Genomic DNA, 22,764 nt, shown 5'->3' on the forward strand with positions numbered 1-22,764 from the left:
ACGTGCTCCCCTGGGGCCTGGTGCTCGACTTGGACTCGCCCCTCAGCGAGACCCGACACGGAGCTCCGAAGTGTCTGGCTGTGCTTCCACGGCCTGGGGGCGGTGACCTGGCCCTTTCAGCAGGCACGGGTCCCGACGGGATGCTGGATCGTCGTGGAGTTCCCCGTGGGAACGACGAGCGCAGGGCTCCTGTCCTATTCGTTCTCCACGGTGTTGCCCGTGGGAGCGACTGAGGACCTGGTGCTGAGGAATCCGGCCGAGGACGTCGTGGAGATCCAGGCCCAGGGCTTCACCGTGCTGGCCTCGCGGGCATCCACGCCTCCGGACGAACAGGGGCACCTGGACTGGGAGACCCGCACGCGCCTGGCTTCGGAAGCGAGCTTCGTGGAGGCCTTGAAGCGCAGCGCGGGGGCCTACTGAGCTCGCGGCTCATCCACGGGAAGGAGCCGGCAGCACCAGATGACTCCTGAGCAGGCATCGACCCGCCTCTCTCCAGGCTCGCAGGTCACGGGATGGCAGAACCTGCCGTCCAGCGAAGGATTCTCCTCTGCATCGATAATGTCCTCGGGAGACCCGCGAGAGTCGGCGCGGCGCCTGTCCAACGCGCAAGCCGCGACGCGCCTGCAAGAGCGATCGTCAATCGACGGAGGCCAGGGCCCGCCCAGGAAGTCCTCGGGGGCGTAGCGGTCCTCGGGAAGGTCGCCGGTATACGCCAGCATGTCCGCATCGAGGGCGCCGGGAGAAGCACATCGCTGCACGGGGCCCCAGGGCTTGAATTCGAGCACCTCGAACTCAGGGAAGCTGGCGCACTCCTGAAACTCACGGACCCTGCCTGTGAAGCGCCCCCGGACCAAGTACCGGCCCTACTCCCAGACATTGCGGCGCAGCCGCTCGTAAGGTTGGTTCGCCCCCACGGGCAGGACCCGCTTGAACGGGCCTGCGTCCGACTTTGAAAGATTCAACAGGTCCACGTCGCAGTCCGAGGTCCGCTCCGCGAAGTACTCTGGCACCACCTCTGGCGCATCGAGTGGGGGAGAAGGCCTGCGGAAATAGAGCCCCGCCAGCCCGATGCCGAGCAGTGCCAGGGCTGCCAGATACCTGTAGGGCCTCATCCACCTACCACGCTACCCCAGCGTGGACTCTTGGAACGCGCTCTCGATGCTCCGAGGGGACGGCTTGCTGTTGTGGGCGTACTCAAGCTTGTCGTCACCGCCCGTGTAGACGACGCGCGGGTCGGACGGCAGCGTCGCATCGCCAGCGAAGCCCGCGAGTGAGTCGTGAACGTAGGTGTCGAAGAACGCGATGATCTCCACGTCCTTCAAGCCCTTGCCCGCGGACTCCGCCTCATAGGCCTCCAGCAGGGCGCGATAGTGCGGCCGCAGCTTGTTCCGTCCCTTCTTCTGGGCGAGCGCCTTGAGGATCCGGGCGTCCTCCAGGAGTTGCGCGTCGTAGATGCGTGAGTTCTTCACGAACGAGCCATCCGTGCCAGGCAGTGTGTCCAGGAGAGACTTCTTCGCGAGGTACTGGTCCTCCGCCTTGCTCGCGAGCGACACCTCCTGCTCGTACATCTTCTGCCCTTCCTTGAACATCGACGAGCCCGAGTCCCGGAGAGCCCATGCCGTTCGCTGGTGGTTCTTGGCGTCGGTCTTCAGCCTGTTCGTGGTCTGGGTGAGCGTGTTTCGCTCTTTCTTCCAGGCGGGCTCGTAGGAAGCGAGCACTGTCTGGTCAGCCGTGGGCTGGCCCGCGCGGCGATTCTTCTGGTTGAGCAAGGCTTTGTGCAGGCGCCACTGGTAGTAGAGCTTCATATGGGCAAGCAGCATGCCGCCCACCGACTTTCCACCCCAGCCCGCGCTCTCCATGTAGTGGTTGTAGCGGCGGGCGAGGGTGGCGAACGCGGTCTTGCTGGAGGGATCCTCTCCGAAATCCTTCTGCTTGAGGGGGAGGGGACTCTCGGCTTCCAGGGGCACTCCTGCCTTGATCGCCTCGGTCCGCATCGCTCTCAGGGGAATGAGGCTCAAGAACGAACCGACCGCCGTGCTGCGGGCCCCCTCACCCAGGCGATAGCCGCCGCCGACATCCGAATGGGCTCCAGGGTAGACGATCTCACGGCAGCTCTTCGGATAGCTCTTGCCCTGAAGCACGCTGTCCAGGGGGAAGGAGTTGCGGATCTCATGCGCCGCCACCATGTGGACGCAGTCTTCCACCATGGCGGGGATGCGGAGGTCATCCGCCCAGGCCATGTGGCCATCCGCCCAACCTGACGCGGGATCCGCGCCGGGCGCGCCGCCTTCAGCGAACGCGATGTTGGAGAGAGTGCTGCCGTAGATGTGACGGCTCTTGAGGGTCTGCTCCAGGTTCAGCACGCCCGCGGACAGGTCGATGGCCTGACCGTTGTTGGTGCTCATGGGCATGCCCACCGACGCCACGGTGTCGAAGAGCCCCATGAAGTACAGGCGGACCCGATGCGAGGTGCCGTTGTACGTGAGACTCCATCCACCCGCCTGGCTTCCAATGCATTTCCCGGCCACGACCCGGGCGAAGGCACGTGCCAGCGCGGCACCGCGAGAAAAGCCGAAGAGCGCCAGATGGACCGGCCGGCCCTTGCTCAGGTCGAGCACCTCCTCCAGCTTCTTCATCGCCCAGTCGAGGCGATCCGAGCCTCTGTCTCCAAACCCCAGGCTCATTTTCTCGCCGCCCGGATCGCCAATCTCCTTGAAGCGCGTTCCGATGCCGGGGAGGTAATAGCTGAAGACACCCGCTGCGGACTGGGTCCTCGAGTGTGCACGGAACAGGCGCGCGACATTGCTGTGTTCCTCGGTGCCGAGGTCCGCGTCCAGGTTGTTGCCGGTGCCGTCGAAGAAGAAAGAGACCTTGATGGCCTGAGGCACGGCGGCGGGGACGTTCCGCGGAGCCAGGGATGTCTTGACGCTGGGGGCACGCGCTGTGCCCTCCGTATCGAAGTCCGCCAGACTGGCTGCCCGGATCAACCGACTTGGGGACTGCTGCTTGCCCTGCTCATGGATCGTCGCCATCACGGCACCTCGCTGACTGCTCGTCCTGGACCGAGTTGCCAGTGGGCTTGCGCCTGCCCGCATCCACCCGGTCGAGCTTCAACTTCAAGTCTGGATAGCCTTCCGTGACTTCCGCCTCGATGTGCCCATCCGGGAAGAAGTGCACTCCGAGATGCCGGGGATTGGCGGTAGCAATCCCCGCGAGCTGGACGGTCTTTTCACACCAACGCTTCCGATCCCGTGTCCACCGAATGGACAGCTCCACGGGGAACCTCGTGCCAGGCGAGAGCCCCACGCAGCAGGTCCCCTTGCCGCCACCGCTGTCGGTCGAGCTGACCTCGAGGTCACCTCCGCCCTGGCCGTTCACCTCGAAGCTGTCGATGGCGAGGTCGGTGTAGTTGTACCCGTTGATCTCCAGCGAGACGGGCTTCGCAACACCGGAGGCCTGCTGCGGCACCGGTGGAGGAGGGGCCACCGGCTTCGTCGTCTCCGGCGGCGGCTGCTTGCACGCAGCCGCCAACAGGAGGGCTCCCAGCCACGCGCCTCGGCGGAGTTGCCTCGCGGAGGGCTGCTCACGATCTTGGGTCATCTTCGCCATTGTGCGGGTCTACCCGGTTGTCCCTGTCCTTTCCACCGCAAGGCGTGTCCTCGGATGCTGCCTACTTTCCGAACGCCCGGTTGTAGTTCGGGTCCTTGAGCCAGATGGGTGTATCGAGGACTCGGAGCCACTGCTCTTTTCCGAATTGGAGGCGAAACGACTGCAGGCGCGCGAGCTTCTCCGCGGCGGTCATGCGTCCGGGGTTCGATGAGCTGTTCTTTTCCCGGAATGCGCCGATGGCCATCGCAGAGGATTCGGAGAGGATTCCGACCGCCAATTCGCCGGCAAGCGGGTAGACGTTTCGGAACAGCATGTCCCAGAGAGACTTGATGACCTCACCGGCGGCGGCATCCGTCAGGGTATAGCCTGTTGTCGACGGGGCCGTTGGGAAGAAGACGCTCTTGATGATGCCCGCGGCCGTAAGGGACCTGCCGATGAGGGACGACTGTCCGACGGTGGCGAGGGCGAGAATCAATTCGAAAATGATGTATGACTCCTCGACGCGGCCGGATGAGAGCTTGATGTGCTCTTCCCTTTGGGCCTCCGCGATCAACTCCTGCTCGTACTCATGAAGAGGCTTGTCCGCGAGGATCTTGATGGCGCTGTTTGATTGGATTCCTCCTGTCAGCCCCTCTGAGTAGGTCAGCCGGATCTCGAATTTTGTATAGTTGAGGCTGCCGTCGAATCTTTGGGTCAAGCATTCGTGGGTCAGAAGCTTTTTTGACGAGGATCCTTTGAGCTTGAGCTTCTTGGGGATCTTCCTTGCCAGTCCCAGATTGTCGATTCTGACGATGTCTCGGAGGTCTTTGTCCTTCAGGAGCGCAGCGGGGTGGGGCAACCTTCCAGAGGCTTCCGGCTGGAATGGCGTCACGAGGCCCTTGGCGATGTAGCCGACCCAGAATCTGCCGTTGATGTTCGCCCAGACATCCAGCCAGACGCCTTGTTGCCCCAGAACCGTAACGACAGTTCCTGGGGTGAGTTGTTTCAGCAGTCCGCCCTGCGGGGTTCCTTTGTTGAGGTACTTGCGATCGCGCAAGGACGCTCCCAGGGCGGTGACTTTTCCGAACCAGGGAAACGCGGTGGGAGTTTCAGTGCGTGCCGTCTCGGATGGCATGGTCTTTCCGGGCAGGAAGCGCGGATGGCTCACCAGCTTCCACCGGCGCCGCCCCCTCCGGAACTGCCGCCACCGAATCCCTTGAACCCGCTTTCCGAAAGCGACTGGCTCTTCAGCCCGGGATGGAGGTCCAGCAGATGCTGGACCCACTTCTTGGCGTAGAGCTCCTGTGGGGTCTTGAATTCCACCTTCCGGCGATACACCCCTCGCCATTCAGGCTGGGTTTCCCAGAGGGCGGCGCCGTCATCCGAGCCGTAGGCCTTGGGGTGGACCACGTTCAGGCGGAAGCCCTTGGAGTGGACGTAGTTCGCGAGAAGGATGCTCCAGAGGGAGATGATGGTCTTCCGGATGTCGATGACGACCCCTGGATCCACCTCCATGAGCTTGTACAAGAGCAGCGAGGAGCGCTCGACCGCGGAGGACTCCAGGTAGAAGACCGGGGTGGGGCTGCCGCTGTATGCCGTGAACTTTCCGCCCTCGACCTTGCCGACCTGGAGGTTTGCTCCGTTCCATCCATGCATCCCCGGCTGCAAGAGTCCGAAGACCCAGGACCGGCGACCCGCGAGGAAGTGGTACGCGTTGTATTGAATCAAGACAGAGAGCAGTGAGCCCGGCATCCACTGCAGTATCTTTTCCGCGCCCTCTGGGAAGTTGCGTTTGAGCGTCTGCGCGGCGAACCCCTTGTTGGGGTCCTGCCAGAGGACGTGGACCCAATCGCTGTGGAAGTCAGGCAGGTTGATGCCCAGCGACTCGATCTTGACGTCGAGCAGGAAGCGAAGCGTCCGGGTGCGCTCGAACTGCCGGGTCGACCAGGCGACGCTCGCCCGGTTCTCCTGCATGTTTTTGCCGAGCCCATTGAAGAACGTGGGGAAGTCCTTGGTGAACCCTCCCACGAGTACTGGAAGCTGCTTCTGCGGATCGCCCTGGAGCCCGGGGACGCTGAAGTGGATCCGGAACTGATTCACATGGAAGTTGCCACTGCCCCTGGCGATCTTGAGGTCCGTGAAATCCATCATCCACCTCCTGGTGGGTCTACCGGGGGGCCAGAGGGCGCTGTGCCGAGCTTCTTCTCAAGCTCCCCTGGTCGATGGGAGGAAGCCTCGTGGCCACGTAGGTGTTGTCGCGGGCAAAGGTCTGCCGCTCCGGTTGAAGCATCTTCACGTCGAACTTCGGAGGAGGAAGATGCAGCGACTTGCAGGCAAGGCCTTGCATTCCTCCCACTTCATCAAGCGCGACCTTCAGCGTCACAAGAGGAGGAAGGAGTGTGCGAGCGAGTTTGGGCAGGGGTGAGTCGTAGGACAGAAGCTCCTTCATGAGGGATTTGGTCGGTGACGCCATGAGCGCGCCGATCTGCCTCATCACCGACTGGTAGAGTCCCGGGATATTGAGCACCCCCAGACGCTTCTTCCGCATCTCCTCGACGATGGGGCTGTGGATGTCGTCGTTGGCCTGGCCGGATGACTGGGGGCCTACCGTGAGCCGGGTGCGTTTGGTGGCCCCATTGGGGCCCAGCAATCGCTGGCTGTGGAGTGCCCCAAGCGCCCCTCCCACGCTTTTGGCGGCCTTGGCGTCCCCTCCAGCCCAGGCGATTGTCGCCGCGGCGAACAGTTCCAGGATGTTGGAGGTCTTTATCACCGTTGGGAACAGCTCCCTTTTGACGGCGAGCCTGAAGACGAGGGTCAGCACGATGGTGAGGAGATCATCCACCTTGCGGAGCGAGCCATTCTTGAGGAGCTTCCGTAGCTCCGCCGTGGCGGCCCCCTCCAGCATGGTGGCGTTGCCTGCAAGCAACGTCTCGCCCGCGAGTGAGACGACATCTCCCTGGGTGAGGTAATGCGTCGCCAATGGACCCTTGGGGGCCTTGAGGCGGTTCGCGGTCTTTCTATCGACGCCGGGTGAGTTGAAGGTCACCACCTGGAGAACCGAGTCCCCGAAATCGACCGCCACCCGCTGCGCCATGGCTCCGCCCAGGCTGTGACCGACGACAACAATGTCCTTCCTGCCAATGCGCGTCAGCAGGGTCTGGAACAACGAGCGGGTCTGCTTGAAGGCAGTGGCGCCAACCCCCGCGGGGTCCATGTCCGCGACGGCATCAGGTGCCTTCTCGAACTCGGTGCCGCGGACCGCGAGGATGGGATGGTTTCCACGGGATGGCTGCAGCCAGTAGGCGAACACGCCATGGGTCTTGTTATGGGGGTCGCTGCCCTCCATCTGGACAATGGTGTAGTAGAGGGGCTGTGTGCCTGGCTTCTTGGAGTAGGGACGTTTGGTTGAGACCGCATAGGTCGCCGGGAACTTCAGCTCGGGCATTGCCCAGAGTTCCGGCGTTTCAACGCGATACAGGAACCTGTCGCCAACCTGCGTGCCGCCGCCCTGGTTGTTCAAATAGGCGAAATCATGGGCCAGGTACTCGTAGAACGCGTGGTCGGGTGTGAAGTCCTCGGCCCATGGCTCGGGTGGAGCCTTGGGCATGACGATGGGCCGTGTGGCGACCCGGGTGTTGTCCTGGCGGATGTGCTGGGTCTGGAGCCGCAGTGCGTTCAGATCAATGCGAAGCGCATTGGAGGGAGACGCGGTTGCCTTTGCCGCTCCCGAGCCGGACGCCACCGCCAAGACGTTGGACTCTGGGATGTAGACCTTGTCACCCGGCTTGATGTGGTCGGGATTGGGCCGTGTCTTCCGGAGCGCGGCGTTTCGAGGGTCTTTGTAGACGACGCGCCAGTCCGCGATCCGGTAGGACGCGGCGATGCTGTACAGCGACTCTCCGGCCTTGACGACATGCTGGGTCATGACACCCGCTCCTGCTAGTGCAGCTGGATGGATTGAGTCGGGAGGTTTCCAGCCGGCCCATGGGCTTCCCTCCATGGGCCGGGGTTCGCCGGAGCGTCAGTCTTCGGCCTGCGCCCGCCGTCCCTGACGTGCCAGGCCCAGGCCCAAGAGGAGCAGCAGGGCCAGCGCCGCGCCCCCATCCCCGCTGGTCCCACAGGCGCAGCCGCCGCCCGTGCCCCCCAGGGTTCTGGCGTTGCCCTTCAGCGTGAGCGTGGCCTCCGCCGTCGTCTCTCCGCGCAGGCGCAGCTTCAGCGTGCCCTCCGCGGGGCCTCCCACGTCGCCACGGAAGGTGACGCCCACCGTCGTCTGGGCTCCCGGCGCCAGCTCCGCGTCCAGGGCGCTCGCGTCGATCACGAACGCCGGGTTGGTGTTCTCCACCACGCTCAAGCGCGCTGGCGACGCGGACTGGTTCGTGAGGGTCACCGTGCGCGGCGCGCTCGTGGCGCCAATGTCGACCCAGCCGAGATCCAACTCGAACGGCTCGATGGTCAGGAAGCTGGCCACGGACACACCTGACAGGGCCACCAGCGCCGCGCGCTCCTGGTCCTTCGTGCCCAGGACCAGCGTCGCCTTCGCCGCGCCAATCTGCGTCGTGTCGTACTTCAAATCCAAGGTCAGCGAGTCACCCTGCGGCAGGACGCGGCCCTCTGCTCCCAGGAGGGGCGACACCACCACGAAGCTCGCGGCCTGGGGGCCTTCCACCTTGGGCGGCATCAGCACCAGCTCCTGGGTGGTGTCGTTGGTGAGCACCACCTTGGTCGTCGCCGGCTCCGACTGGCGCACGGTGCCGAAATCCACCGTGCGATTGAGCGCCCGGAACACCGTGGAGAGTCCTCGACCTGACAGCGACACCTGTGCATCCGGGGACTCAAGATCGTTCGTCACGACCAGAAGGGCGGCCTTGGATGTCACATCCGGGCGAGGCACGAACTTGACGGAGATGTCCCTGGACTCCTGCGCCGCCAGCGTGATGGGCAGCGCGGGCGCGGACTCCAGGCTGAAGTGGGACGGCTCGGAGTTCTCCGCCACGCCGATGATCTCCAATCCCTTCACCTGCAGCGGCTGGAGCGATTCGTTGGTGAGTCGCACCGAGCGAACCGCCGAGGTGGAGGACTCGGCCACCCGCGCGCCGAACTCCAGCGTGGGCGTGGACAGGCTGAGTTGGTTCGTCCGTCCACGTCCTCCCAGCGTCACCAGCGTGGTGCTGGACTGGCTGTCGTCGGAGGTGATGCGCAGGACCGCGTTGAAGCGTCTCTGGACATCCGGATGGAACTGGAGAGGCACGTCCAGGGTTCCATTTCGAGGCAGCGCCGCGGGCAGCTTGAGGTCCCCGAGGATGAAGGCCCTAGCGTCCTCGCCATCCAGACGGACGTCCTTGATCGTGAGCACGCCTTCGTCGGGGATGGCGCCACCGTCAGTTCCCGCGTCCGCGCTCCCGACAGGTGAAAGATGGGTCAGCTGCAAGGTGATGTAGTCCGAGCTCGTGTTCACCCGCGTGCCTCCGAAGTCCAGTGCGCCGTCGAAGGCCTTTTCGTCCTTGCGCGTCACCGCCATGCGCACGGAGGTGGCCGTGGCATGCAGGGTCAGCTCCAGGGGATCCTGGCCTGGTGCGCCTCCGCCAACCGTGGCCTTCACCGTCCTGGGGCCCGCGGTCGACCCGAGCGGCCGGAAGAGCAGCTTCAAGGGGGCGTTGCCTCCCGCGGGAACCAGGGGGAGCGGCTCCGGCGCGAAAAACTCCGAATTGCCCGCCTGGAAGATCACGGAGACCTGGGCCGCCGTGATGCCCGAGTTGATCACCGTCACGAACTGTTCGCCCGTCGAGCCGAAGTTGACCGGGCCGAAGTTGACCACGCTGGAGGGCACGAACAGACCGCCCACTCCCTTGACGGTCAGCTTCTGGGTGTTTGGCGTTGTCGTGGCGTTGCTGACAATGGAGAGCAACGCCTCGTTGTCGTCCGTCGCGGTGGGTTTCGCGGAGACATAGAAGGTGTGCACCGCTCCTGGGGCGACCGTGAAGATGGTGCCGGTGGTCGCGTTCGTCTTGGGCAAGGAGGTCTGACAATCCCCCTGGGCCGGGGAGACAGCGCGCAGGCAGAAGGAGCCAGGCACGGACACGGAATAGACTTCCAGCACGGCCCGGCCGTCGTTCCTCACCACGATCTCCTTCAGGGGACCTTCCGTGCTGATGGCTTGCGGAGCGAACTGTGGCCCTGGAGCTCCCGGCAGGACCAGGACGGCTTCCGTGCCTCGCCCTGAAGCCTGGATGGTGAAGTCCGGAGCGTCGTTTGAATTGTTCGAGACATGCAGGGTGGCCAGCACGTCCGCCGTCGTATCTGGCCGGAAGGTGACTTCGAGGTTGACGGATTGATTCTGGTTGAGGACGACGGGGTAATCCCGGGTGCCCTCCAGCTTGACCGTGAAGAGGTTGTTGCCAGTCGCGTTGTAGATGGTGAGCGGCGCGGAGCCGGCGTTCTTCAAGTTGACGACCAGGGTCTTGGAGGTCAGCCGGGGCACATCGTTGAAGACAAGCAGGGGCTTGTCTGTCTCCAGTTTCGCGACCGCTGCCACGCCCGTCAGGCCGATTTCCAGGGCGGTGACTGTATTCCGCGGCTCCAGGGTGACCTTGAGCTTGGTGGAGTAGATGCCCGAGTCCGGAGGCGTGAACGTGACCTCGATCTCACGAAAGCCCTTCGCGGGGATGATGGTCTGCGGCCATTCCAGAACCTGGATGGTGTAGATGGCTCCGAGGGTGGCGGTGATGGTCGCGATTTCGACATCCACCTGTCCTGGATTGTCGAGGCGGATCTTCTCCTTGCGGGAGCTCTTCGGCAGCGTGGGCAGGAACTCCAGGGTTTCAGTCGTCGAGGTAACCCTTCCATGCGCCCCTTTGCCCTGCAGCGCGATGGAGCGGTACGTGGTGATGTTCGTCGTGAGGCCCCGATAGCCAATGGTCAGTACGCCGTCATACTGCTGCTCGTCCTGGGTCGGGCTGAAGGTCACCCGGAAAGGCTGGGTTCGCTTCGAGCCGCGCGCGAGTTCGGGTTCATTCAGGAGGAGCGGGTCCACGGAGAATCCCGGACCGGATACCTGAACGGAGACCATCTTGATGCTCTCCAACGCGTTCGGCGCGTTGCTCACGAAGAGGTCCGTGTTGGCGTGGACCAGTTCAATCTGCTTGTAGCCAAATTCGATGGTTTCGCGAGTGAAGAGGGCGTTGGGGCCGCTGGAGGTGCCCTTGACGAGGAGGCTGGGAGTCAGCTGCCGATTGTTCGTGGTGTAGAAACGCAGCCGCGTCTCCAGGTTGCCCAATCCTGTCGCCGGGCGGAATCGCACCTTCACCTTGACGGAGTCATTCGGCTGCACCGTCAGCGCCTGGAAGTCGACGACCTGGAAGTACGCCTCATCGTCCGGGACAATCTTTGTCAGATACAGGGCCTGATTGCCGGAGTTGTGCAAGGTCGCATCGGCCAGGCGCTCGGTGCCGGGGGCCGTGCTCGGAAACGTGAGCGTGTCGTTGTTCTCCAGCGTCAGTTCCGGGGCGAGCGCGACGCCGGTGATCTCCACGGAGGCCACGGGCTCCGTCGCATCCGTCTGGAAGTGGAGCGTGCGGGAGACATCATTGTCCCAGGTGGTCGCGGCGAAGGTGACTTCCAGGGGGGTGGTGTCGCCTGCCGCGATGGTCAGGCCCTCGGTGGGAATGCCGGAGAGCGTGTAGGGCGCCAGGGTTTCGGGAGGCACATAGAACACCTTGACGGGCCAATTCGTGGTGTTGGAGAGGGTCACCTTCCGGGTGAGCAGCGCATCGCCCACCGACCACCGGCCGAAGTCCAGCGAGGTCGGCTTGACCTCCAACGCGGTCTTGCGCGCGGTGCCCTTCAGGGGCACGTTGGACAAGCAGGTGGTGGCGGGGGAGGCGCCAAAGGTGAGCTGGCCATGCACGTCACCGTTCTCGGTGGCGGTGGGTTTGAACGTCACGAAGAGCTCCCGTCCCGCGGAGCCCGGTGCCAGCGTGAACGTCTCGGTGGGGTTCACGGTGAAGGCAGTGCTGCCCGTCACCGTGGGCGTCAGCGTCAACGCGACCGTCCCCGTGTTGCTCACAGTCACCTTCTGACTGGCCGCTTTTCCAATCCCCTGTTCGCCGAAGTCGAATGAAAGAGGATTGATGCCCAGGCAGGGCGTGCCCGGCGTGATGTCGCCTGACAGTTTGAGCGATGGCGCTGAGGTATCGTTGCTGTCGAAGGTCAGCGTGCCCGCCGTGCCACTCGTCGGCGTCGGACGGAACGTCACCTGAAGGCGCTGGCTGGCCTTGGAAGCGAGGCTGAAGGAGCCCGAGGGGGTAACCTGGAACGGCGCGTTCGAGGGCAGCAGCGCCATGGTATTCACCGTGAGCAGGCTGTCACCGTCGTTCGTGACCGTGACTTCCTGGGGGGCGCTGCTGGTTCCCACCGCCGTCTGAGAGAAAGCCAATGTGTCGGGGGTCAATCTCAGCTTCGCTGGCGACAGGCCCTGGCCGTAGAGCCACGCACTGGGCGGAGTGGGGCAGACCGACAGTTCGGGGGCCAGCTTGAGCAGCCCCGTGAAGTCGCCCGCGAGGTTGGGGTTGAACGTCACGACGAGGGTATTCGAGCCGCCTGCGGGGATGGTCAGGTTCGCGTTCGGCACGCTGAAGGGCGCGGTGGCCGAAGGCTTCTGGGAGAACTGGGTATTGCCCAGGTTGAGCACCGTGATCGTGCGCGTCGTCGGAGTGTTCAGCTTCTGGGCGCCGAAGACCACGGACGACTGCCCGAGCACGAGCAGCGGGCCCGTTCCCGTGCCGCTGAGCGTCGCCGTCAACATCTGCGCGTCCAGGTCGTCCGTGTAGAGGGTCACCTTCCCCTGGAAGGTGCCGGGCTGGCCCGGTGCGAAGCGCACCCTGACGTCGATCCGGTTCTGGCTGCCCAGGGGCAGGGGAGGCACGGCGCAGGGCAGCTCGCACTTGACGTTGTTGGCGTCATACAGGCCGAGGAAGGTGAATCCTCCGTTGATGCTCACATTGTGGATCTTGCGCGTCTTCGTGGAGGGGTTGCGCACCACCACCTGGTCCTGGCCCGGCGAGCATGCGTCCTGGCTGCCAAAGTCGAGGGAGCCCGCCTCGAGATACAGCGGGAAGTCTTGTGCGACCGGGCCCGCGTCGGAACTGCCTGCATCCGTGGAGCCAGCGTCAGAGGTACCACTGTCGGGCGTTCCGCCGTCGGAGGAGCCTGCGTCGCTCCCGGCGTCAGACGAGCCGCCGTCACTGCCTGCGTCGGAGGTGCCGCTGTCGGGCGTGCCCGCGTCAGCGGAGCCGGCGTCACTTCCAGCGTCCGCGGAGCCTGCATCGGTTCCAGCATCAGCGGTCCCTGCATCGTTCCCGGCATCGCTTGAGCCTGCATCGCTACCGGCGTCGGATGAGCCGGCGTCGCTTCCTGCATCGCTACCGGCATCAGCCGAGCCCGCATCTCCACCGTCCGCTGCGCCAGCGTCTCCGGCGTCCGACGAACCCCCATCACCGCCGTCCGCGGCACCCGCATCGCCTGCGTCGGCGGTGCCGGCATCACCGCCGTCAGCGGAACCCGCGTCGCCTCCGTCAGCGGTTTCGATAAGGGCCTTCCGGGTGCCGAGGTCCGATACCTCGTCATTGTCGGGACCGCAGGCGGTCAGGACGCACAGGGCAGCCGTCAGGATGAACAGGATGCGTTGCATGAGGCGACCTCAGTTCTCGGCGTGGAGGGCCGGGACCTTGGCGGTAGAGGAGGGTGGGGGCTTCGGGGCGGCGGGCGGTTCGGGCGGCTTCGCCGCGTCGTCGCCTTCCTTCGGCGCCGCGGGCTGCGTTCCCGTGCGGATGCGCCCTTCGAGCAGCTCGATGTCCAGCGAGCCGGGCGTGGGTGTGTTCACGAACTGCTGCCAGGTGCCGTCTGGCGCGGTGAAGAGGAACGACACCGCCACCGGCGCGGCGTCGTCCGGCAGTGGCACCTTCAAGCGCTGCAACGTGCCCGGATAGATCAGCGCGGAGAGCAGCACGTCCGCGTCCGGCTGGAAGATGCGCGCGGAGACCTCACCGTAGGACTCCACGGCGAACTGCTTCGGGTCCACCTTGCGCACCAGCATGTACAGCGGCCGGCCCTGGTTCGTCCCCGACGGGGCCTTCACGCTCAGGTGCAGCGTGCTTGGCTGACACGCGGTCAGCAGCGTCAGTAGCAACGGGATACAGCGCCTCATCGCGGCACCTCGCGGAACGGGATCCAGGGCTCACCCTTGAGCCCGAAGCGCAGGTCCATCACCCCGTCCGTGGACGTGGCTCCTCGCGCTCTCAATGACCAACGGCGGTGCTGCGGGTCCTCGGTGGACTGCGACGACTCCAGCAGCCGGAAGCAGCTCCACGCCGAACGCGACTTCTCCAGCGACGCGTACTGCACCGACTGGTCCGCGGGCGCTCGCACCTCCAGCATCAGCGATGCCGTCTGCTGGTCCCACCACGCCAGCGGGAACTCCTGCCAGGACGGGCTCTGGTTGTAGGCGAGGAACGTCGTCTTGCCGCACTTGAGCGAACCCAGCGTCACGAAGCTGCCCTGCGTGGGCGCCTTCGGCAGCGGCAACGGCATCACCTGCAACATCAGCGGGCGGGGACGTCCCTCCGTGTCCCACAGCATGCGGGCCAGCCGCGACAGCCTCCCCAGCGTGGGCAACATCCCCTGCGGCAACGACAGCCGGGACTGGAGCGCGCCACGCGCCACCCACTCCGAGCCTCGCTCCTCGCACACCGGCGCCAGCACCCGCGTCACGAACTCCCAGAAGGCTCCGTCCTGCTTGCGCAGCACCTCCAGGTCTCCCGGATCCACCTCCTGCATGGCGTCCGGCGTGAACGGATAGCGGTTCAGCAACGGACGCAGGAACCGGCTCGAGGCGTCGTCCCACTGCCGCTCCAGGGTCCGCTCGATCTCGCGCTGCCCCAGCTCTCGTACCGCGAGGAACGGCTGGCGGAAGGGCTGCCGCAGCTCTCCGATGAGCCCCTGCTGGTCCAGCCACGCGTCCACCTTGCGCAGGTAGGACGTGTCGTCCTCCAGCATCATCGAGAAGGCCAGGCGCCCCAGCGGCGTCAGCAGCTCCGGCAGCTTCGCGGCACCGCCAGCTGGCTGCGCGCCGCCGGTGGCCAGGCCTCCGTTGAGCGACGCCGTCGCCTCCGCGGGCACCACGCCCGGACGGGGCACCGCGTTCAACTCGTCCGACATCTGGGCCACCAGCGCCCGGTAGGGGTTGAGCGCCGTGTAGTTGCCCGTCTCGTCCGGCTTCATCACCGTGGCGATGGGCTTGAACGGCGCTACCGCGTTGCGCAGCGACTCGTAGAAGGGGCCGTCCAGCGGCTCCAGCGCCACGCCCTGCGCCACGTCTCGCAGCATGTCCACCAGCTCCGAGGACGGCTGCGTGAGCCGCGACAGCTCCTCCGCCAGGAGCGCGGGGATCACCGCCTGGAAGCGGTAGGTGGACACGCGCTGGAAGAGGCGGTTGCGGTACTGGAACGCGAACTGGTTCACCTTGCGCCGCACGTGCTCCTGGCGCTGCGACACCTCCTCCACCGGGAGTCCCGAGCCCTTGATTCGCGTGGTGAACTCGTCCACCAGCGGGCGCAGCCGCGTGTCGAACTCCAGCCGGTCCGCCGCCAGGGTCGCTCCGCTCCGCGACGCCACGGCCTCCTCGCCCTCCACCACTCCGAAGGGCAGGCGCCCCGTCTTCTCGTGGTAGCGCAGCAGCGCCTGGTGCAGGATCCGCGAGCCGTCCTTGGGACGGAACTCGAAGGTGCTCTGGAGCACCGGCACCTGGAGCACCGCGGGGCCGTTGCCCGGCAGCCACAGGCCGTCGCGCACCAGCAGCTCCGCCACGGTCATCTTCTGCACCGCCTTCACGCCCAGGTACGCCTCTTCCTCCATGCGCAGCACGTTCGTCAGCGCGTCCCGGTGGTCGTTGATCCACGCCACCGTCTTGAGCGTGGAGGGGATGCCCCGGAAGCGGCTGGTGTCCACGCGGGCCTCGGAGGCGGCCAGGAGCTCCAACGCTCGCGGCAGGCTGCTGAAGCGCGCGCTGTCATCCAGCAGCGCCTGGAGCCTCCTGCGCTCGTCCTGCATGGACTCCAGCTCCGCGTCCAGACGCTCCAATTCGCGCGGCTCCACGGCCCGGTTCGCCAGCAGGTCCTGCAAGCGCCGCAGGTGCGCCTGCCACGGCATCAGCTGCGCCTCCAGCGTGAGCGGCTCCGGGAAGGGCCAGCGCGCCCAACTGGCCTCGGGCGTGTCCGGCGCCGACCACGGCGGATTGCTCATGACGACGTAGTCGGCCACCAGGGACTCGTTCAGCCCCACCGCCGTCACCCACGAGCGCCCCGCCTCCAGCGCGGCCACGTCGCCCGTGGACTCCGCCTCTCCGCCTTCCGACACGAAGCTCCAGTTCGGGCGCGTCTTCAGGCTGGAGAGCACCAGCTGCCCCAGCGGCTCCTCGCGCGAGCCGTGCAACGTGGCCAGCAGGTAGACGACCTGCTCCGGACGGCACGTGTCCGGCTGGTGGTGGCACTTCTCCAGCGCGGGCCGGATGTGGGCCTCGCGGATGCCGCGCGCCAGTCGCTGGCGCAGGTCCTCTCGCGCGCCGGTGAAGCTGTAGCGCAACAGCGGCCACGCGTTCATCGCCCTCCACAGCGAGTCCAGGGATTGGCCCGCCGCGAGCACCGGCTCCTGCACCGCGGCCCCGGACACCGCCTGCCCCTGGTCGCGCATGCGCTGGACCATGTCCTCGAAGCGCTGCACGCGCGTGCGCGCCTGGCCCAGCCTCCACGCGAAGTGCCCGTACGCGGCCAGGAGCGGCAGCGCGAACGCCAGGCCCAGCAACACCGCGCGGCGCAGGTGCGTGTGCAGGTAGCGGTCGTGGACCGCTCGCGCCGTGCTGGCCTCGGCGGACACGGAGAGGACGTCCGGGTCCCTGGCGTCCTTGTCCGCGGAGGACAGCGACACCGTGGCCAGCCGGGGCGCGTACGCCAGCGTCTGGCCCTCCATCAGCGCCGTCACGAAGCGCGACAGCGCCTCGAAAGGCGCGTGGCCTTCCGAATAGAAGCGCTCCAGCCGCTCGAAGGACTCCACCGGCAGCGCCGTCAGGCCCAGCGCCAGGTACTGCTCCTGCGCCTTGAGCAGCGAGCCCAGCTTGCCCTCCTGGCCGGGCGGGGGCAGGGGGAAGCGCAGCGGCACGTGGTGCGCGCGCAGCAGCTTCGCGAAGTCCGCGAAGCCCTCGCGCTCATCCAGGTGGGTGAGGCACACGCGCGTCTCGAACGCGCCCCCGCGCACCTCCGATAGAAGGTTGAGCTTGCCGCGCAGCAGCTGCGCCGCCCGGCGCACCTCGTCCGGGGGCGTGTCCTGAAGCCAGCGCGCGTCCAGCACCAGCACCGCCAGCGCCTGCTGGCCGCCGCCGAAGCTGTCCTTCCACAGGCGGCGCAGGGCTTCGCGCGCCTGGGGCGTCTCGTCCTCCAACAGCTGCGGGGACACCTCCTGCGCCACCACGTCCGCGCCCAGGTAGACCTGGAGCAGCGAGTCCGTGAGGAGGCTGGGCAGGAACTGCCGCGCCTGCCGCTTCCAGTCCAGGTCCAGTTCAATCAGCCGCGACTTGCCCGCGCCCGCCGGCCCCAGCACCACCACACCTGGCAGGTCCCGTACCGCCACGCGGTGGCGCAGCGGCAGCCCGGCCAGGAACTTCTCGCGCACCTTGCGCAGCCGGTTCTTCGCCAGGGGCTCCGGCGCGGCGGTGCCTCCGGCCGTGGCCGTCTTGCGCTTCGCGCGCCACACGAGGAACAGCGGAATACCGATGGCCAGCAGCGCCACGAGCAGCAGCGCGTAGGGCTTCCACTTCGGTGGGATGAACGCAATCAGCTTCTTGATGACATCCATGGCTCAGCGCTCCCCCCAGCCCAGGACGTTCCCGGCCCGGTCCCGAGCGATGCAGGGCCTCCAGGACGTCCTCCAGCGTGTCCACCGTGCCCGCGAACGACGCGCGCGCCTTCTCCTGCTCCTCCGGCGACAACCTCGCGTCACCCGGCCCCGGCATCAGGCGGGCCAGCGTCTGGCCCAGCTCGTCCAGCATGGGCTCCAGGCCATATCGCCCGACGCCCAGGCGCGCGGCGACGGTCTTGCGCACCTCCTGGAGCAGGGCGGGCGCCGCGTCGAGCGCGGCCGGAGCCTGGGGTGCGGCGGCTTGAGGCTTCACCGGGTCACCCACCAGAGCAGGACCTGCAGCCCCAGCACGCTCGCGGCGCTGGCCGCGTAGTAGCGGGCGGGAAAGGCATAGAGCAGCGGCCCCAGGGACTCGCCGGACGCGGCGGCGGCGGGCGGCGGCGGGGGCGTGACGATGCGCGCGGACAGCCGCTCCTGGTACTCGCGCAGCTTCGCCGTGTGCCCCAGGTAGCGGCCTCCGAAGCCCGCCGTGATGCAGAAGTGGAGCATCTCGAAGAGCAGCGCGGGCGAACCCGGCTGATCCAGCCGTTGATCCGCCAGCGTGTAGAAGGCCTCGCCGCCGCCGTCCTCGCCGAAGAGCCGGTACTGCAAGAGCGGCCACAGTGGCTGCTCCGCGTCCGCGAGCCTCAGGAGGACGCGCTCGTCCACCAGGTACGTGAAGGGCTTGAGCGCGTCCTGCACCTCCTCGTCGCGGGCGTGGGCGCCCAGGCCCGCGCGCAGCCGTTCGATGACCTCCAGGAGCTCGTCGTGGAGACGGCGCAGGCCCTCGCGGCCCAAGAGCCCCGCCGCCGCGGCGGAGCCGGGCGCGGACTGCGGCAGCCACCCGTCCAGCACGGACTGGGCCTGCCGGTACTGCGTGAAGACGACCTGCCAGTGCTCGAGCTTCATCGCGCCCCCCGCTAGCCCACGTTCACCATGCCGCCCTTGAGTTCCGCCACGCCGTCCGCCTTGAGCGCCAACTTCGCCTTGGCGGTCACGTTCACCTGCGCTCCCTCCATGGCGACGTCCTTCTGTCCCTCCGCCTTGACGGACGGGGCCTTCAGGGCCACCGCGCCGCTCTTGGCCTCCACCTGGACGTCGTCCCCCTCCACGCTGAACTTCGTCGCCGCCTTCAGCGTCACGCCCTTGTCCGAGGACAAGGTCGCGTCCTTCGCCGCCTTCTGCGTCAGCTCGTCCTTCGTGGTGACCGAGAAGGCCTTGGCGCTCTCCAGCGCGAACGTGTCGTCGCTCTTCCACGACGAGGCCTTCGTGGACGTGACCTCGATGGTCTCCGCCTTCAGCACGAAGGACTTGCAGGTCACCGTGACGCTGTCCTGCTTCTGCACGATGGTGCTGGTGGCGCTGTCACCCTTCACCTCCAGGGTGATGGCCTCGCCATCCATCTTCACCGTCTGGAGGATCTTCCCGTCCTTGTCCTCGGTGGTGAGGATGAGGCCCTTCTCCTTGTCCATGTCGATGATGCAGATGAGCTTGGGCATGCGCGCCGTTCCCCCGTCGGTCCGCCGTCAGGCCCTGCGCCAGTAGAGGAGCACCTGCGCCCCTTCGAGCGCGGGCGTGGCGAAGAACGTGAGCCCGTCCTCGCGCGTCGCGGACTGCCATTCCTCGCTCTGGGGCGTCAGCTGGTACCAGTCGATGTCCGCGTCGAAGGCGTGGGGGAACGAAGGGAAGGCCACGTGCCGGTACGGCACGCCCTTCAAGGCCTGGCGCCGCACCGCCGGCAGCCGCAGGGGACTGGCCAGCTTCACGCCCTCCATGGAGCGGGGCCGGTCGCGCTCCTGCCGGCGCACCAGCAGGTAGAAGTCATCCGGCGGCGGCGTCTCCTTGGGCAGCGGCGTCAGCTTGAAGTGGCCGTCCTGGAAGTCGAAGGCGCGATAGGACATGGGGCTGGCCTGCGGGCGGAAGCCGCGCGTGAGCAGCTCCATCCACCGCGCGATCCCCGGGTCCGGCGCTTCGTGCTCGTACGCGGGCAGGTCGTCGTCCGGCTCCGCCTCCAGGTAGCAGCACGTCTCGAAGTACAGCCGCCGCAGCGCCTGCACCAGCGGGTAGGGCGGCGGCAGCAGGCCGTGGCGCATGTCCTGGCGCAGCACCTGGAGGCTTCGCACCTCGCACAGCGCCCGCCGCGCGCTGGCCAGCCGGTCGCCCCGCACCAGTCCTTCGCGCAGCGACGTGCGCAACTGCCCCTGCGCCTGCTGGAGCAGGCCGTCCAGTTGCTCGAACAGGGGCTCCAGGAACGGGTGGGGCCCCACGCTCAAGAGCGGCGGCAGGTGCGTGGAGGACAGCCGCCAGGGGCCGTCCGCGTTCCGGGTGAAGACAGCCAACGACAGGCTGCTCACCGTGTCGTCCACCACCGGCTCCAGGGACAGACACAGCCGCCGTCCCGCGCGCACCACGCTGGGGGCTTCACCACCCGCGGGCGCCAGGTCCTCGCGGGGCTCCAGCACTCCCAAAAGGTGCAGATACACCGTCACCCGCGTGCGCCCTGTCTCCTCGAGTGACAGCGGTGTCACCTCCGCGTTACCCGGCACCTCCACCAGGTGGCCGCCCGGTAACACCGCAGTCAATTCCTCCAGCGCCACCGAGCCCTTGGCGAGCAACACATCGTTGAAACGCAGGCCGCTCACGCCCACCACCGGCAGGCCCGCGAACCCCGCGTAGCGCCGGGCCTCCGTGGAGAGGGATTCCTCCTGGGCCCGGAAGTGTTCAGGCAGCAGGGTCTGCCCCTCCTGCCACAGGACTCGCGCGAGTGTGTCTGGGTTCATGACCAGGAGCGGCGGGAGAGGGTTTTCCTGTCACGGGGACCGCCCTGGCAAAGGCTTGCTTGGGCTGGGTGACAGTGTTTAGAAAAAGCTACCGGCCTGAAGCCTGTGACGTCAAGTGAGCCTGGCTGATCCACCGTGTCTGGTTTCTCGCCCTGTGGGGCGAGCAATGCCATGGGTTGGGTCTTTCCTGGCACCCCGGGTAATCGTGAGCCCATCGTGGCAGGTCATGTGTTGGGGGTGTATTGCTTTTGTGTATTCGTATGGTTTATCAATTCTTTCACAAACGGCGGTTCAGTTCTTGGGGGTACTCATGGCCATCACCGACGAAATTCCCAGATCACGCATCACGCTGACCTACCGCACCCAGGTGAATGGCACCCGGGCGGACAAGGCGCTTCCGTTCCGGTTGCTGGTGATGGGGGACTTCTCCAAGGGCACTTCGGTGGATCGCAAGAAGGACCTGGATCAGCGGGAGATCCGCAACCTGGATGGCAAGAACCTGAACCAGGTCATCCAGAACATGGGCATGACGCTGAACTTCAGCGTGCCCAACCGCGTGGACAAGAAGGACCCGGTGGATGGTTCGGCGCCGGCGCCGCTGCAGGTGAGCCTCAAGCTGGACTCGATGAAGTCCTTCAGCCCGGTGGACGTGGCCCGTCAGGTGCCGAAGATCAACGCGCTGCTCACGCTGCGCAAGCTGCTGCTGGAGCTGCAGGGCAACCTGGACAACCGCAAGGAGTTCCGCCAGCTGGTGCGCCAGCTCGCGCAGAACCCGGAGGCCGTCCAGAAGCTGAAGACGGAGCTGGCCGCGTTCAAGTCGATGAGCCTGCCGAAGCTGGCCGCGACGAACCCGCAGCCGCCCACGACGTGATGCCGGGCGCAAGCCCTTCCCCACGACCTTCCTGAACGAGAGCTCCTGCCATGCCCACCACTCCTGCGTCTTCCAACACCGCGACCACCGCCGTGGCCGACGTGCCGCTGGACCTTCCGCTGTTCCTCAACAGCGTGCGCCTGGGCTCCGTGCCCGCCGCGCGCGACGCCTCCGCCCAGACCGACCTGCTGGTCATCCCCGACGACGCCACCCCCGAGGAGCGCTTCGTCTCCAGCCTGGCGGCCATGGTCCACAACATGGACACGGACGAGGGCCGCTTCGACAAGCAGACGGTGCAGGAGCTCGTCGGCACCATCGACGCGCTGGTGTCGGATCAGCTCAACGCCGTCCTCCACGCGCCGGAGTTCCAGGAGGTGGAGGCGCAGTGGACCGCGCTCAACGACCTGGTGCGCAACACCAACTTCAAGGCCAACATCGAGCTGAGCCTGCTGGATGTCTCCAAGGAGGAGGCCTACAGCGACCTGGAGACGAACGCGGCGGACGTCGCCGGTTCGGAGTTCTTCAAGAAGCTGTACGTCGCTGAGTACGATCAGTACGGCGGCGCCCCCTACGGCGCGCTGGTGGGCCTGTTCGAGTTCGCCAACACGCCGCAGGACATGCTGTGGCTCAAGACGATGGGGAAGATCGCCGCGGCCAGCCACGCGCCGTTCGTGGCGTCCGTGTCCCCGCGCTTCTTCGGCTGCGACACCATGAAGGAGGTGTCCCAGCTGCGTGACGTGTCCAGCCTGCTGGACTCGCCCAAGTACTCCGCCTGGAACGCGCTGCGTGACACGGACGAGGCCGCCTACGTGGGCCTCACGCTGCCGCGCTACATCGTCCGGCCGCCCTACAACCCGGAGACCTACCCGGCCCCCGGCATGAACTTCACGGAAGCCGTGAAGGGCGACAAGGAGGAGGAGTACCTCTGGGGCAACGCGGCCATGCTGTTCGCGCGCAACCTGGTGCGCTCGTTCGCGGGAAGCGGCTGGTGCCAGCACATCCGCGGCCCCAAGGGCGGCGGCCTGGTGGCGGGCCTGCCCGTGCACCTGACGCACCTGCGCGGCGAGGAGGAGATGAAGCTGCCCGTGGAGATGTCCATCCCGGACTTCCGCGAGCTGGAGCTGGCCAACGGCGGCTTCATCCCGCTCATCCACAAGAAGGGCAGCGCGGAGGCCGTCTTCTTCAGCGTCCAGTCCCTCAAGAAGGCCAAGGTCTTCGAGGACGCCAAGGACTCGGAGAACTCGCAGCTGGTGACGAACCTGGCCTACACGTACTCCATCAGCCGCATCGCGCACTACGTGAAGGCCATCATGCGCGAGAACATCGGCAGCACGGCCAACGCGGCGTACATGCAGCAGCAGTTGGACCGGTGGATCTCCCGGTACGTCACCACGCTGGTGAACCCGGATGACCTGACGCTGCGCTACTACCCCTTCAAGGCCTACAACCTCACCGTGGCGGAAGTGCCCGGCAAGGTGGGCTGGTACCACTGCAACCTCTCCGTCCTCCCGCACATCCAGTTCGAAGGCATGAACGTGGACCTTCGCGTGGATGCGCGGCTCGGCTGACAAACCCCGCAGCAAA

At 66.5% G+C, this 22,764-nt stretch carries 15 protein-coding genes; 3 read left to right on the forward strand and 12 right to left on the reverse strand.

The annotated features are described in order from the left end of the window. Positions 1–165: 165 nt before the first annotated feature. Positions 166–420, forward strand: coding sequence for a hypothetical protein (locus ACX114_RS16145; RefSeq protein WP_459298979.1), 255 nt, complete (start codon positions 166–168; stop codon positions 418–420). 443 nt (positions 421–863) lie between these two features. On the opposite strand, the gene ACX114_RS16150 is transcribed toward ACX114_RS16145, so the two are convergent. From ACX114_RS16150 to tssK, 12 genes are all read right to left on the reverse strand, one after another. Beyond that, positions 864–1,112 (reverse strand): hypothetical protein, encoded by a 249-nt coding sequence (locus ACX114_RS16150; protein ID WP_459298980.1) that lies wholly within the window; start codon positions 1,110–1,112, stop codon positions 864–866. A gap of 12 nt (positions 1,113–1,124) precedes the next feature. After that, on the reverse strand, positions 1,125–3,032 hold the full coding sequence (locus ACX114_RS16155; RefSeq protein ID WP_459298981.1) for a T6SS phospholipase effector Tle1-like catalytic domain-containing protein: 1,908 nt from the start codon (positions 3,030–3,032) through the stop codon (positions 1,125–1,127). Then, on the reverse strand, positions 3,016–3,600 hold the full coding sequence (locus ACX114_RS16160) for a DUF3304 domain-containing protein (RefSeq protein ID WP_459298982.1): 585 nt from the start codon (positions 3,598–3,600) through the stop codon (positions 3,016–3,018). The genes ACX114_RS16155 and ACX114_RS16160 overlap by 17 nt, the downstream gene beginning before the upstream one ends. Before the next feature lie 70 nt (positions 3,601–3,670). Further along, complete coding sequence (locus ACX114_RS16165; protein ID WP_459298983.1) at positions 3,671–4,756, reverse strand: hypothetical protein; 1,086 nt, start codon at positions 4,754–4,756, stop codon at positions 3,671–3,673. Further along, positions 4,753–5,739: a hypothetical protein gene (locus ACX114_RS16170; RefSeq protein ID WP_459298984.1), complete on the reverse strand. Its 987-nt coding sequence runs from the start codon at positions 5,737–5,739 to the stop codon at positions 4,753–4,755. The genes ACX114_RS16165 and ACX114_RS16170 overlap by 4 nt, the downstream gene beginning before the upstream one ends. A gap of 16 nt (positions 5,740–5,755) precedes the next feature. Further along, positions 5,756–7,513 carry an alpha/beta fold hydrolase gene (locus ACX114_RS16175; RefSeq protein WP_459298985.1) on the reverse strand — a complete coding sequence of 586 codons (1,758 nt, stop codon included), beginning with the start codon at positions 7,511–7,513 and terminating at the stop codon, positions 5,756–5,758. 96 nt (positions 7,514–7,609) lie between these two features. Further along, a complete protein-coding gene (locus ACX114_RS16180) occupies positions 7,610–12,622 on the reverse strand; it encodes a choice-of-anchor D domain-containing protein (protein WP_459298986.1) in 5,013 nt (1,670 codons plus the stop codon). Positions 12,623–13,282: 660 nt separating this feature from the next. Then, a complete protein-coding gene (locus ACX114_RS16185) occupies positions 13,283–13,789 on the reverse strand; it encodes a hypothetical protein (RefSeq protein WP_459298987.1) in 507 nt (168 codons plus the stop codon). Then, on the reverse strand, positions 13,786–17,487 hold the full coding sequence (locus tag ACX114_RS16190) for a hypothetical protein (RefSeq protein WP_459298988.1): 3,702 nt from the start codon (positions 17,485–17,487) through the stop codon (positions 13,786–13,788). Before ACX114_RS16190 ends, ACX114_RS16185 begins: the two co-directional genes overlap by 4 nt. Before the next feature lie 312 nt (positions 17,488–17,799). Beyond that, entirely contained in the window at positions 17,800–18,438 is a 639-nt protein-coding gene (locus ACX114_RS16195; RefSeq protein ID WP_459298989.1) for a DotU family type IV/VI secretion system protein, read from the reverse strand. 11 nt (positions 18,439–18,449) lie between these two features. Next, the gene (locus ACX114_RS16200) at positions 18,450–19,028 is read right to left on the reverse strand and encodes a hypothetical protein (protein ID WP_459298990.1); all 579 of its coding nucleotides are present in this window, start codon (positions 19,026–19,028) and stop codon (positions 18,450–18,452) included. A gap of 27 nt (positions 19,029–19,055) precedes the next feature. Next, positions 19,056–20,309: a type VI secretion system baseplate subunit TssK gene (gene tssK / locus ACX114_RS16205; protein ID WP_459298991.1), complete on the reverse strand. Its 1,254-nt coding sequence runs from the start codon at positions 20,307–20,309 to the stop codon at positions 19,056–19,058. Positions 20,310–20,619: 310 nt separating this feature from the next. Between tssK and tssB the strand changes: the two genes are divergently transcribed. Beyond that, the gene (gene tssB, locus ACX114_RS16210; RefSeq protein WP_206796433.1) at positions 20,620–21,180 is read left to right on the forward strand and encodes a type VI secretion system contractile sheath small subunit; all 561 of its coding nucleotides are present in this window, start codon (positions 20,620–20,622) and stop codon (positions 21,178–21,180) included. A gap of 50 nt (positions 21,181–21,230) precedes the next feature. Further along, positions 21,231–22,748, forward strand: a complete 1,518-nt coding sequence (tssC, locus tag ACX114_RS16215; RefSeq protein WP_459298992.1) for a type VI secretion system contractile sheath large subunit — start codon at positions 21,231–21,233, stop codon at positions 22,746–22,748. Positions 22,749–22,764 lie beyond the last annotated feature (16 nt).

It is taken from the genome of Corallococcus sp. M7, assembly GCF_054512695.1.